This is a genomic window from Sedimenticola selenatireducens DSM 17993, assembly GCF_000428045.1.
Classification (GTDB): domain Bacteria; phylum Pseudomonadota; class Gammaproteobacteria; order Chromatiales; family Chromatiaceae; genus Sedimenticola; species Sedimenticola selenatireducens.
The window spans coordinates 1-11977 of record NZ_ATZE01000027.1; the positions used below are offsets into that span (position 1 = coordinate 1).

Consider the following 11977-nt stretch of genomic DNA (forward strand, 5'->3'; position numbering starts at 1 on the left):
CCACATAGCCCGCACCTATCAAGGTCGAAAGAGAAATTATGTGGGACAGCACTTCTGGGCTAGGGGTTACTTTGCCTCGACGGTGGGCAGGGATGAGAAAGTAATCAGGGATTACATCCGACACCAAGAAGCAGAAGATCGCAGGATTGATCAGCTGAACTTGGTGTAGTGGCCCCTTCGAGGGGCTCAAGGAGCCGTCAGGCTCCGTAATACAGGCCGCTTCGAGTGGCTCACAGATAAAGCCCCCGGCTTTGCCGGGGGATACTTACTTTTTTTTGAGATACGTCCCATTCATAAATCAGATCATAAGATGCTTTACCAGCGATTTGTAACCGTTGTTCATTTTCATATAGTGCTTTTTGAGCGTTCTTGCGTTCTTCTACTTCGTTAGTCAACTCTTCATTGCTTTGTTTCAGCTGTAGGGTTCGCTCTTCTACAATCCTTTCCAGGTGCTGCTGACTATATTCAAGCTGCTGTTGAATCTCTTTACGCTTCTCAACCTCGCTACTCAGATCATTAACCAGTTTATCTTTCTCAAACTCCAGTTCGAAGGCCTTTGTGAGATTCTTATTGGTTTTGATGGTAATGTGATAAACGAGAACTATGAATAAAGCCAGTGCAATTGTTAAGAGTTGAGCAGCTTGTTCAAACTGCGTATATACAATGATTGGAAGAATTAATACGGACAATAAGCTCGAAGCAACAAAGGCAGAAATATAGGACGCGAATAACGGAACAGACGAGCTAATCACGCCCAGTAGAATAAGGACGATAGCTGTTTTGTACGTGGTTTCTGTTGTTAGGATGGGAAACAGACTCAATGATCCCCAGCCTACTCCAGCTATCGCGGTGTTGATTGTTAGTCGTTTTCCCCAGAGGTGGGCCTGCGAGGGGATGTAGGTAGAATGGAATCGCCAAATAGAAAATAGCCTTGCGCTAGAAATAAGCAGCATGGTTCCTGTCCAAGCTAATAATAGATAGAAAGGAAACTCGCTGTTCAAACCATAAAATATGGCAATAGATATGATATATATGCCAATGGCAGAAGATGTGGCGTTGCCATAGGCGAGCCTCACCTGCTCAGATAAAACGAATTCTTCCTTCTTTAAATTCATAGCCCATATGGTCCGGAACTACTGATCAACTCCTGTTTCGACTCGCTGTTTTGTTATTGCAGCGCCAACTCATCTTGCTGCGTCATCGCGTTATTCTGCTTCTTGAGTGCAGCCATGGTGATTTCAACTTGGGGCTGCATGGAGGGTGATTTCAACTTGGGGCTGCATGGAGCCGATTGAAAGAACGTCGGAAATGACAGCATCAACAGAAAACTCCAGTGAGAGCGATAATACATGGATATCGACAAGTTCTCCTAAATTCTTGAGTAGCGCACAAGGCAGAATAAAATTCGTTCGATTCATGGATTGAAGTGTCCCTGATCATTTATTGGAGAGGGTGTAAATAATTCTGTGTAACCGCCGGGGTTATACATAGTCGCTGATGCGATCCTCAAACTCGATCATAAACCGGTTCAGTGCAGCCTTCCAATTTCTGATCGGCATTGTCCATTTTTTTGACGCGTCCATGATTGCGAGGTAGACCACCTTCCGGGCCGAGTCGTCGGTCGGGAACAGCTTCCGTTTTTTGATGGCCTTGCGGATCACGCTGTTCAGGGACTCGATGGCGTTGGTGGTGTAGATGGCCTTGCGAATGTCCTCGGGGTACCGAAACAACGTGTTCAGGTTGGGCCAATGGTTACGCCAGGTGCGGCTGATATATGGGTATTTTTTATCCCAGTGTGCCGCGAACTCCTCCAGCGCGCATGGGCCCAGCAACCCACCTGGGTAAGACCTTCCCCCCAATTTTCTATAGGCGCTATAGCCATCGGTCTGCACATAGCCACTGTAGCTATCGAAAAGGCGTTCGGCCCCCACTCTGGGGGGCGCAAACCGCATCGGGTTCATCGATAAGGAAAAACCGGCAGCGCCATGGGTATTCTCGGCACGGTATCTGCCATCGGAACCGCTCTGGGGCCATCGCTCGGTGGTGTCCTGGTCGCACGGAGTGATTGGTCCATGCTGTTTCTGATCAATGCCCCCTTGGGCGTTCTCGCTTGGCTCCTGGCTCAGCGTTTTCCGTCGGTCGACCGACAGTTCACGGCCGAGGTAAAGCCGCGTTTCGACGTGGTGGGAACCTTATCGTTGACGGTGTTCCTGGCGGCTTACGCCCTCGCTATGATCCCGGGACGGGGCAAATCAATGTGTCACTGTTAGTGGCGGCAGGTGTGGGTCTGGCCCTGTTCATCCGAAGTCAGGTGAAAGCCGCGTCGCCGCTGGTTCGCCTGTCACTGTTCTGCAATCTGGTACTGACCGTTGGGTTTGCGATGAGCGCTATGATGTGCGATCCGATCCTTATCCTCTGAAGACTGCAGGCTGGGGAACGGAAACCGGAAGTGGCATGATGTCCACTCGTTGGGCTGAAGCATGGCGCCGCCAGCCCGGCAGTCGTGACGATCGCCCCTTGAAAGCCATGCCGATGGGTTCTGAGGCTTTTTTGACCTTGAGCAGCGAGTTCCGGCTGCGCTACGACGACTTCGAGAATCGGCAATTGATTGCAGGGGAGGATAGCCAGCCGGGCTTGTAGCGGGGCCTCCTGGGCGCGGACCTGAGGTTGAATCTATGGTGAACTGGGCATCGGGCAGGTCGGTCGTCGTCGGGGGGATAGCGGTGCCAACTTTAAATCGATGGCGCGTTGCAGTCCTTGCGGATTTCGGGCCTATTTCAGAGAGTGAGGTCGAGCGAGGAATGGCCAGGAGAGAGTGGAATCTGGCCCGGAACTGCCAAATTGAGTGGCTGGCGAATTCCGCAGGCGTTCGCAGGAACCCGCACCAGTACGCGGAAACGGCACGATCAGGCAAGAAAAAACCCCAACCGAGAACGGTTGGGGTTTTATTATTGGTGGAGGCGGCGGGAATCGAACCCGCGTCCGCAAGCACTCCGCCTTTGGCTCTACATGCTTAGTTCCGCCGATTATTTTTAACTGGCTACTGCCCGGCAAACAGGGCGTGTAGACAGCGATTCCGGTTAAGTTTTAGCGATGCCGTCCCGGACGTACATTATCGCGATCTTGTGAGCTATGACGCCTGAAATGTCCCGAGGGACTCTGGACGCACAAGCACGGCTCCAGTCAGACGGCTTCTACCGGTTATTAAGCGGCGAGAGCGTAGTTGTCGTCGTTGGCAACTATAGTGTTACAGACTTATTTACGAGGCTGTCTGTATCCTCGGCATGCACCTCAGGTTTCATCACCCACGTCGAAGCCATGTCGCCCCCTGGGTAAACCCAACAGACAGTATACAGGCTCTGTTGGTTCCTTGTCCCCTATATTGGGTGACTGAATGCTTTTTTCAATAGATTGTTTTTTTGGCTGGCTCAGTGGGCCTTAAGAATACGCTGTTTGTCCCGGTCCCAGTCCCGGTTCTTTTCGGTTTCCCGCTTGTCATGCAACTGCTTGCCCTTGGCCAAGCCAACCTCGAGCTTGACCTTGCCCTTCTTCCAGTACAGGGCGATCGGGACCAGTGTGTAGCCTTTGCGCTCGACCATGCCGATCAGTTTGTCCAGTTCTTGCCTGTGCAACAGGAGCTTGCGGGAGCGCATCGGCTCCGGCTTGATGTGGGTTGAGGCGCTGAGCAGCGGGGTGATGTTGGTGCCGATCAGCGAGGCTTCTCCATTTCTGATGAATACGTAACTGTCGGTAAGTTGCACCCGGCCCTCACGCAGGCTTTTGACTTCCCAGCCCTGGAGCGAGACGCCCGCCTCATAGCGTTCTTCAATGAAGTACTCATGTCTCGCCTTCTTGTTCAGGGCGATGGTTGAACTGCCTTGTCCGGACTGCTTTTTCGATTTTTTTGCCATGCGGCGAATTGTATGTGACAGGGTGGGGCGGAGGCTAGTGGGATGTTGCAGATTACCCATGTTTGCGGACCGTTTACTTGTGCTGATTGGGGAATTCGCTGAAAATGCCGACTCCTTGTCTCCGGACAGGGTGGTGAACAGGCAGTCGGCCGGTCAACGAACTTGCGGAGGATTCACTCCTTGTCCAAGCGTATTTCCATTCATGGTCAGTGGTCATCACGCCTGATGTTTATTCTGGCGGCAACCGGCTCGGCCGTGGGTCTGGGCAATATCTGGAAATTCCCCTATCTTACCGGCGAAAACGGCGGCGGCGCCTTTGTCCTGGTTTATCTGCTCTGTATTGCGCTGATTGGTATCCCGATCATGATGGCGGAGGTGCTGATCGGACGACGTGGCCGTCAAAGCCCCGTCAACAGTCTGCATACACTGTCGATCGAAGCGGGTGCAAGCACCACCTGGCGACTGCTGGGGTGGGCCGGCATGCTGGCCGGATTGGTTATACTCTCCTACTACAGCGTGATAGCCGGCTGGACTCTGGCCTACCTGATGCGCATGGTGAGCGGGGCGTTTGTGCGGGTGACTGCGGAAGGTGCGGGCAGCATCTTTACTCAACTGGTGGCCGACCCAGAAAGATTGCTGGCGTGGCATACCATATTTATGGTGATGACCATCAAGGTGGTATCCCGCGGAGTCAGGAACGGTCTGGAAAAGGCGGCAAGGATCTTGATGCCGCTCCTGTTTTTCCTACTTCTGGTGCTGGTGGCCTATGCTGCCAGAATTGGTGATTTCCCCCAGGCCTTCAACTACCTGTTTGAGAGTGATTTCAGCAAACTGACGCCCGCCGGGGTTTTGATCGCGATGGGGCATGCCTTCTTTACTCTCACCCTGGGACTGGGGGCCATGTTGGTGTACGGCTCCTATCTTCCCAATGGCGTCTCTATCGCCAGGACATCGATTCTGGTGGGCCTGCTGGATACGGTGGTGGCCTTGCTGGCCGGGCTGGCCATCTTTCCTGTTGTATTCGCCAATGATCTGGCGGCGGGCGAGGGGCCGGGGCTCATTTTTCAAACGCTGCCGATCGCTTTCGGACAGATGCCCGGTGGGTCGTTCTTTGGGTCCCTGTTTTTTCTATTGCTGGTGTTTGCGGCCTGGACTTCGGCTATTGCACTGATTGAACCGCTGATCGCCTGGTTGGTTGAGAATCGTGAAATTGAGAGGGTCCGGGCCTCTATCTGGACCGGAATAGTCGCATGGCTGCTGGGGGTTGTGACGATCCTCTCCTTCAGTAGCTGGTCATTCAGTTTCAACTTCGGTGGGATTGTTAAGCGGCATGGCCTGTTTGATGTGCTGGATATTGCCACTTCGAGTATCATACTGCCCCTGGGGGGGCTTTGCATGGCGCTGTTTGTCGGCTGGGTGATGGCTCGGGATTCCGTGGTGGATGAGCTGGGTGGTCTGGCTGGTATCGGTTTCAAGCTTTGGTATTTTATTATTCGTTTTATTACACCTGCGGCCATGCTGCTGATTTTCTTGCGGGTGATAGGAGTTTTATAGTTGCCAGTAGTCCAGAAGAGTGCCCTGGTGGCCCATTCAGCCGCCGAGATGTTTGAGCTGATCAATGATGTAGAGTCTTATCCACAGTTTCTGCCTTGGTGTAAATCCACTCAACTGCTTTCCCGTAATGAGGAGGAGTTGTGTGGCCGGCTGGAGGTTTCGCGTATCGGAATAAGCCAGACTTTTTCCACATGTAACCGGCTTTTTCCCCATGAGCGGATCGTAATCCGGCTACAGGATGGACCGTTCAAGCGTCTGCAGGGAGAGTGGCGTTTTACCGCCTTGCGTGAGGATGCCTGCAAGGTGGAACTGGAACTCGATTTCGAGTTTTCAGGAAAGTTAATCAATTCGGCGTTTGGCGCGGTATTCAGCCAGATTGCCAACACATTAGTCGATGCATTCTGCAAACGTGCAGATGAGGTAGCCCGTGGTGAGTGAACATTTTGATATAGAAGTCGCCTATGCGAAATCCGATGAGCAGGTGATCCTGACCGTTAATGGTGAACCGGGGATTACCGTCCAACAGGCTGTTGAGCGGTCCCGTATTACCGAGCGTTTTCCGGAGATCGATCTCTCCAGCGCAAAATTCGGTGTGTTTGGCAAGGCGGCCAAGGGCGATGCCGAGCTGCAGCCTGGGGACCGGGTGGAGATCTATCGTCCATTGATTGCCGATCCCAAGGAGGCCCGCAAGAAGCGTGCGGCTGAGGGAAAACAGCTCAAGAAGGGCGGTGGGGAGTAAACCCGACAGCAGGGATTGGGGCTATCCCCAGCCCTGTTGTCATTAATGGTGTTAGTTCTCGGATTCGATGCCGACCGATTCCAATGCCCGGGAGAACAGGCCTTTGCTGTCACCGGTGTAATCGGGTACCGAAATGATGGTCTCGTCTTCCGGTTTAGCCTCGGTTGTTTCCGCTGTCGGTTGTGGACGGTAATCCCCTTCGATCCTGGTGAGGCGATCATCGGCAAAGTAGAGCGTAACCCGCTCCTGGGTAACTTCCTTGCTTCCCTGTTTCATACTATATAGGTAATCCCACCGGTCCTGGTGAAACACATCCACCAGCATGGGGGTCCCCAGCAGGTAGCTGACTTGGCTTTTCGACATGCCCGGCTTGAGTTTATTGATCGAATCCTGGTTGACTACATTGCCCTGCTGGATGTCTGGCCGATGGACCAAAGGCAGCCGATTCAATGCGTTAGGGATAGCGTCACTGACATCCTTGACGGTGGAGCAGCCCGTGAGCAGCAGGCTTGCGCCACATACCCAATAGATGAGAAGCTTTTGCATTCACTCTTTCCGGTTTGTAAGGGAACTATCTAGTTTTAATATGGCCGGAATGATACCTGAATCACAGCATGAAAACACCTGAGGTAACTTGTTTTGGAAGATCAGGATATTAGGAAGGCGGGTCTGAAGGTCACGGCGCCTCGGGTGAAGATTCTGGAGCTGCTGGAGAAGAGCCCGGAACGGCATGTCAGCGCTGAAGATGTCTACAAGATGCTGCTCGCAGCCAATGAAGATATCGGATTGGCCACGGTCTACCGGGTACTCACCCAGTTTGAAGCGGCCGGATTGGTTGAAAAACATCACTTTGAGGATGGCTACTCGGTTTTTGAGCTCAGCAAAGGCAAACACCACGACCATATTGTCTGTGTCACCTGCGGCCGGGTGAAAGAGTTTGTTGATGAGACCATCGAGAAACGCCAGCAGATGATTGCGGATGATCTGGGCTTTCAGATCAGTGAACATGAGCTGGTCATCTATGGCAAGTGCCTGGACAAGAATTGCAACCGCAAAAAAATTAGGTGAGAAGTACCTGAATATACTTTAATAACTGTTGTAGTTATCCGTGAACCCGCTCCACCATTTCCCTGGCGTGATTCAGGGTGTGTGGCGTGATCTCCACACCACCGAGCATGCGTGCAATCTCGCTTACCCGGGAATCTCCTTCCAGTTTGCCCAGGCTGGTGTGGGTCTCCTGGCCATTGGATCCCTTTTCAACCCGCAGGTGCTGATGTCCCTGGGATGCCACCTGGGGCAGATGGGTAACGCACAGCACCTGTTGGGTATTTCCCAGCTGGCGCAGCAGGCGTCCGACAATCTCCGCGATTCCGCCACCAATACCCACATCCACCTCATCAAAGATCAGGGTGGGCACTTGGGTGCAGCTGGCCGTGGCGACCTGAATTGCCAGACTGATGCGTGACAGTTCACCGCCTGATGCCACCTTGGCGAGGGGTTTGGGCGGTTGCCCCGGATTGGCACTGACCAGAAATTCAATCTGATCGAGGCCATTTACCGAGGCCTTCGCTTCATCCAGCACCGTCACCTCCACCGCCAGCAGCCCGTTCGGCATGCCGAGTGAATGCATGCCCTCGGAGACCTGAGTGCCCAGTCGTCGGGCGGCAGCCTGACGTGAGTTGCTCAGGTCGTTCGCCTGGGTCAGATAGGCGTTCCAGAGTGTTTCAACCTTTTGTTTCAGGGTCTCCAGATGGGCATCGGCATGGTCCAGCTGATCCAGCTCCTGCTGCAGCTTATTCAACAGTGACGGTATCTCCTCCGGTTTGCAGCGATATTTTCTCGCCAGGTCGTGGATCTCCTGCAGACGCTGGTCCAGATGGGCCAGACGAGCCGGGTCGAGTTCCAGGTTGTCGGCAAAATGACGGAGCGAGGAGAGAGCTTCACTGATCTGGATTCCGGCGCTGTCCAGCAGCTCGCAAGTGCTCTTCAGTCCGGGGTCTATCCCGGCTAGATCGATCAGTTCGCCATAAGCCCGATTGATGCGGGAGAGGGCAGCGGACTCCTCGTCGTCCAGCCAGCTCAAGGCGAAGTTGCATCGTTCGATGATATTTCCAGCATTGCTGAGCAGCCCATGCTCCTGAAGCAGTTCATCGAGCTCGGTTTCCCCTAGGTTCAATGTGCCCAGCTCATTGATTTGATAACGTAGCAGGTCGATTCTGGCGGTTCGTTCTTCCACGCTGGCCTGCAGGGTGGTGAGTTGCTGCTCGGCTTCCCGCCAAGCCAGATAGCACTCGGCAGTCTCCCGGCAACGTTCAGCATGTCCCGCGAACTCATCCAGCAATTGCCGTTGGTGGTGACGTCTCAATAGTGACTGGTGGGCATGCTGGCCATGGATATCCACCAGCTGGTTGCCCAGCTCCTGCAGGGATTTGAGCGGGGCGGGAGAACCATTGATGAAGGCGCGGGAACTGCCGTTGCACAGCAGTACACGGCGAATGATGCACTGGCCGTCATTATCCAGGGCGTTCTCCTCCAGCCATTGATTGACCGAGGGAAGCCCCTCGGTGTCGAAAATGGCGGTGATCTCCGCACGGTCGCAATCGTTGCGGATCATGCCTGTATCGGCGCGATCTCCCAGCACCAGCCCCAGTGCGTCCACCAGGATCGATTTTCCAGCACCGGTCTCACCCGTCAATACTGTCATGCCCGGAAGCAACTCGACCTCCAGGGTACTGACGATGGCCAGGTCTTTGATGTTTATCTGTTGCAGCATAGGAGACTACTTGTCCTTGGAAAGGGTATTGTGTTCACTCCAGCCGAGTTTTGTTCTCAGGATATAAAAATGATCGTGATTGACCGGGTGTATCAGTCGTACCGGGTGGGCATGTTTGCGTATGGTTACCCGGTCGCCCCGCAACGGCAGGCTGGTCTGGCCGTCACAGGTGATCCTGAGATGCACATTCTCGGAGGGGTCGCAGACGACAATCTCGATCTCGCTGTCGCCATCCACCACAAGTGGCCGGTTGCTGAGGGTGTGGGGACAGATTGGCACCAGTAACGTGGCATTCAGACCGGTATGCAGCAGCGGCCCTCCACCAGAGAGGGCATAGGCGGTGGAGCCGGTAGGAGTGGAGATAATAATGCCGTCGGAGCGCTGCACATTGACAAAACTGCCATCGATATAGGTCTCGAATTCAATCATGCGAGCGATGTTCCACTTGTGTACTACCACGTCATTGAAGGCGGTGTAATGGACGCCATCGATTTCCGCGCTAAGCAGGAACCGCGACTCTTCCCGGAACTCGCCCGAGAATATCTGCTCCAGGGTAGTCAGCATCTCCCTGGGTGAGATATCCGCCAGAAAGCCGAGACGACCCAGGTTGATACCCAGCAAGGGCACTTCATAGTCGGCCAGGCTGCGGGCGGTGTGCAAGAGGGTGCCATCACCGCCAACCACAATGGCCAGATCCGACTCGGCGCCCAGATCATCCAGTGAAACCGCAATCATCTTGTGATTCGGAGTTCGGTTGGCGGTGCTCTCTTCCAGTAGCACCCGATGGCCCCGTTCCAGCAGAAAATGCCCCAGTTCGAGTACCGTCTCGCGAGGGGAGACGTCCCCGTGTTTACCGATCAGACCGATGGTATGGAATTTCTGTGGCATGGGCATTTTCGTCTTATATTTAAACGCAGTTTCAGACGCCAACTTATCATGGCGTCACTGACCAGCCAACCGATAGCGTGCGCTTTCCTGCCGTTGGATCGTTTCTTGACAGTGTCAGGTGTGAAAATGATAATCCATCCGTTAGCACTCGATTATTAAGAGTGCTAACGGGCGGTTATCGGCGGCGGACCGGAAACGGTTACTCGGATACTACAGAGGTTGGTTGTGACAGTTAAAAAAGTGTCGAGTGAATTGTCGGTAAACGAACGTGCCCAGCATTTGCTGAAAGTACTAATTGAGCGCTATATCCAGGACGGCGAGCCAGTGGGCTCCCGCACCCTGTCCCGTGACTCCGGACTGGATCTGAGTCCCGCTACCATTCGCAATGTCATGGCGGATCTGGAGGATCTCGGGCTGGTTTCGTCACCCCACACGTCGGCGGGCAGGGTACCGACCGCCTCCGGCTACCGTATGTTTGTGGATACCCTGGTCACGCTGAAGCCGCTGGAAGCAGGCAAAATCAAGCAGCTTGAGACGGGATTATACACTTCGGCTGATCCCAAAATACTGGTCGAGTCCGCCTCGAAGCTGCTCTCACGCCTGACCCACATGGCCGGATTGGTGATGATTCCGCGCCGCAAACAGCTTACTTTCAGGCAGATTGAATTTCTTCCGCTTTCCAGCAAGCGACTGCTGACCATCCTGGTGACTACCGAGGGTGAGGTACATAACCGGGTGATCGATGTTCGCAAGAGTTATACGGCGTCCCAACTGGTACAGTTTGCCAACATGCTGAATCAGCACTATTCGGGGCTCTCCATGGAAGATATGCATCAACGACTGGTGCGGGAGATGGAACAGGCGCGCAAGGACATGAATCAGATCATGGCGCAGGCGCTGGAGATGGCGGAGCAGGTAATCGATCCGGAGATCAGTGGTGATGATTATGTGATGGCCGGCCAGACCAATCTGATGGACTTTAATGATTTCTCACAGATGAACAAACTTCGTGAACTGTTCGATTCCTTCACGGAAAAGAATGAAATTCTCCACTTGCTCGACGGCTCCATGCTGGCCGAGGGCGTACAACTGTTTATTGGTGAGGAGTCCGGGTACAGGGCGCTGGACCAGTGTAGTCTGGTCACCGCACCCTACCAGGTGGACAGCAAGGTGGCCGGTGTTCTGGGGGTGGTGGGGCCGACCCGCATGGCGTATGACCGGGTGATACCGATTGTTGATATCACTGCCAAGCTGTTGAGCACCGCCATGCAGACGCGAAAAGAGAAATAATTGGCTGATATGGCTTGAAACCAGCCTATCCACCCCCCAGATTGTGGGGATTATCAGGATCCCCTTTCAATCAGGTCGCCCATTTTGGCGGTCTGTTTGTTTTATTTTCAGACTTCAACAAGTTAGAGGAAACAGATGAGCAAAGATCAGGAACAGGTCAGTGATCAGGCGGTGATTGATGAGACGGCTGAAAACGGCGCCGAGGTTGATTCAGGCCAGGTGGAGTCCACAGCCGATGCGCAGACCCCTGAAGAGTTGACCCTGCTGCTGGAAGACGCCCGGGCCAAGGCGGATGAGCACTGGGATCAATTGGTACGCACCCAGGCTCAGATGGATAATTTGCGTAAGCGGCAGGAACGGGAGCTGGAAAATGCGCATAAATACGCCCTGGAGCGCTTTGTCAACGAGCTGCTGCCGGTACGTGACAGCATGGAGATGGGGTTGGCGGCCGCGAATGATGAAAACGCCACCATTGATCACCTGCGTGAAGGTACCGCGCTTACCTTGAAACTGTTCTCCGATGTTATGGAGAAGTTCAATGTGGTGCAGATCAATCCCGAGGGTCAACCCTTTGATCCGGAGCTGCACCAGGCAATGAGCATGCAGCCGCGCAGTGATGTGCCCCCGAATACCGTGGTGATTGTGGTGCAGAAGGGATACACCCTGAACGGTCGTCTGGTACGGCCAGCCATGGTGATGGTCTCCCAGGCCGAACCCGGTCAGGTGGATGAACAGGCCTGACCTTGAAAATCGAAGGGTTATCCCCATCTGGAATAACAACCTTAAACAAGTACTTTTATATCTAACAACAGACAGTTAACC

The 11977-nt window shown here is 53.9% G+C and carries 16 protein-coding genes, 1 other RNA gene and 1 pseudogene; 10 read left to right on the forward strand and 8 right to left on the reverse strand.

Annotated elements, in window-relative coordinates:
- A partial coding sequence (locus A3GO_RS24225; RefSeq protein ID WP_037375720.1) for a transposase occupies nucleotides 1–169 on the forward strand: 169 nt, incomplete at its 5' end.
- A gap of 61 nt (nucleotides 170–230) precedes the next feature.
- On the opposite strand, the gene A3GO_RS0116700 is transcribed toward A3GO_RS24225, so the two are convergent.
- The 3 genes and pseudogenes from A3GO_RS0116700 to A3GO_RS0116710 all read right to left on the reverse strand — a co-directional run.
- Nucleotides 231–1115 (reverse strand): hypothetical protein, encoded by an 885-nt coding sequence (locus A3GO_RS0116700; protein ID WP_029134376.1) that lies wholly within the window; start codon nucleotides 1113–1115, stop codon nucleotides 231–233.
- 123 nt (nucleotides 1116–1238) lie between these two features.
- Complete coding sequence (locus A3GO_RS26215) at nucleotides 1239–1418, reverse strand: hypothetical protein (protein ID WP_157606851.1); 180 nt, start codon at nucleotides 1416–1418, stop codon at nucleotides 1239–1241.
- A gap of 63 nt (nucleotides 1419–1481) precedes the next feature.
- Nucleotides 1482–1817, reverse strand: a pseudogene (locus A3GO_RS0116710) (transposase); the annotation flags it as partial.
- A 168-nt stretch (nucleotides 1818–1985) separates the two neighbouring features.
- Between A3GO_RS0116710 and A3GO_RS0116715 the strand changes: the two are divergent.
- From A3GO_RS0116715 to A3GO_RS0116725, 3 genes are read left to right on the forward strand one after another with little or no spacing between them, the layout of a single operon-like run.
- Nucleotides 1986–2270 (forward strand): MFS transporter, encoded by a 285-nt coding sequence (locus A3GO_RS0116715; protein WP_029134378.1) that lies wholly within the window; start codon nucleotides 1986–1988, stop codon nucleotides 2268–2270.
- Complete coding sequence (locus A3GO_RS26390; RefSeq protein WP_169720416.1) at nucleotides 2258–2419, forward strand: hypothetical protein; 162 nt, start codon at nucleotides 2258–2260, stop codon at nucleotides 2417–2419. The genes A3GO_RS0116715 and A3GO_RS26390 overlap by 13 nt, the downstream gene beginning before the upstream one ends.
- A gap of 35 nt (nucleotides 2420–2454) precedes the next feature.
- Entirely contained in the window at nucleotides 2455–2640 is a 186-nt protein-coding gene (locus A3GO_RS0116725; protein ID WP_029134379.1) for a hypothetical protein, read from the forward strand.
- A 312-nt stretch (nucleotides 2641–2952) separates the two neighbouring features.
- On the opposite strand, the gene ssrA is transcribed toward A3GO_RS0116725, so the two are convergent.
- Nucleotides 2953–3329, reverse strand: a transfer-messenger RNA (tmRNA) gene (gene ssrA, locus A3GO_RS25840).
- 99 nt (nucleotides 3330–3428) lie between these two features.
- On the reverse strand, nucleotides 3429–3911 hold the full coding sequence (smpB, locus tag A3GO_RS0116730) for an SsrA-binding protein SmpB (RefSeq protein ID WP_029134380.1): 483 nt from the start codon (nucleotides 3909–3911) through the stop codon (nucleotides 3429–3431).
- Nucleotides 3912–4091: 180 nt separating this feature from the next.
- Here smpB and A3GO_RS0116735 point away from each other — a divergent pair, with 180 nt between their 5' ends.
- Genes A3GO_RS0116735 through A3GO_RS0116745 form a run of 3 tightly spaced genes read left to right on the forward strand, consistent with a single transcriptional unit; the run spans nucleotide 4092 to nucleotide 6204 of the window.
- On the forward strand, nucleotides 4092–5465 hold the full coding sequence (locus A3GO_RS0116735; protein ID WP_029134381.1) for a sodium-dependent transporter: 1374 nt from the start codon (nucleotides 4092–4094) through the stop codon (nucleotides 5463–5465).
- Nucleotides 5466–5903: a type II toxin-antitoxin system RatA family toxin gene (locus A3GO_RS0116740; protein WP_029134382.1), complete on the forward strand. Its 438-nt coding sequence runs from the start codon at nucleotides 5466–5468 to the stop codon at nucleotides 5901–5903. It begins immediately after the preceding gene.
- On the forward strand, nucleotides 5893–6204 hold the full coding sequence (locus A3GO_RS0116745; protein WP_394707566.1) for an RnfH family protein: 312 nt from the start codon (nucleotides 5893–5895) through the stop codon (nucleotides 6202–6204). The genes A3GO_RS0116740 and A3GO_RS0116745 overlap by 11 nt, the downstream gene beginning before the upstream one ends.
- A 51-nt stretch (nucleotides 6205–6255) precedes the next feature.
- On the opposite strand, the gene A3GO_RS0116750 is transcribed toward A3GO_RS0116745, so the two are convergent.
- On the reverse strand, nucleotides 6256–6750 hold the full coding sequence (locus A3GO_RS0116750) for an outer membrane protein assembly factor BamE (protein ID WP_029134384.1): 495 nt from the start codon (nucleotides 6748–6750) through the stop codon (nucleotides 6256–6258).
- 93 nt (nucleotides 6751–6843) lie between these two features.
- Here A3GO_RS0116750 and fur point away from each other — a divergent pair, with 93 nt between their 5' ends.
- Complete coding sequence (fur, locus tag A3GO_RS0116755; RefSeq protein WP_029134385.1) at nucleotides 6844–7272, forward strand: ferric iron uptake transcriptional regulator; 429 nt, start codon at nucleotides 6844–6846, stop codon at nucleotides 7270–7272.
- A 34-nt stretch (nucleotides 7273–7306) separates the two neighbouring features.
- On the opposite strand, the gene recN is transcribed toward fur, so the two are convergent.
- Nucleotides 7307–8977, reverse strand: a complete 1671-nt coding sequence (gene recN / locus A3GO_RS0116760; protein ID WP_029134386.1) for a DNA repair protein RecN — start codon at nucleotides 8975–8977, stop codon at nucleotides 7307–7309.
- Nucleotides 8978–8983: 6 nt separating this feature from the next.
- Nucleotides 8984–9865: an NAD(+) kinase gene (locus A3GO_RS0116765; RefSeq protein WP_029134387.1), complete on the reverse strand. Its 882-nt coding sequence runs from the start codon at nucleotides 9863–9865 to the stop codon at nucleotides 8984–8986.
- Nucleotides 9866–10090: 225 nt separating this feature from the next.
- Between A3GO_RS0116765 and hrcA the strand changes: the two genes are divergently transcribed.
- The gene (hrcA, locus tag A3GO_RS24230; RefSeq protein ID WP_245621766.1) at nucleotides 10091–11155 is read left to right on the forward strand and encodes a heat-inducible transcriptional repressor HrcA; all 1065 of its coding nucleotides are present in this window, start codon (nucleotides 10091–10093) and stop codon (nucleotides 11153–11155) included.
- A gap of 135 nt (nucleotides 11156–11290) precedes the next feature.
- Nucleotides 11291–11896, forward strand: coding sequence for a nucleotide exchange factor GrpE (gene grpE / locus A3GO_RS0116775; protein ID WP_029134388.1), 606 nt, complete (start codon nucleotides 11291–11293; stop codon nucleotides 11894–11896).
- The last annotated feature ends 81 nt before the right edge of the window (nucleotides 11897–11977 follow it).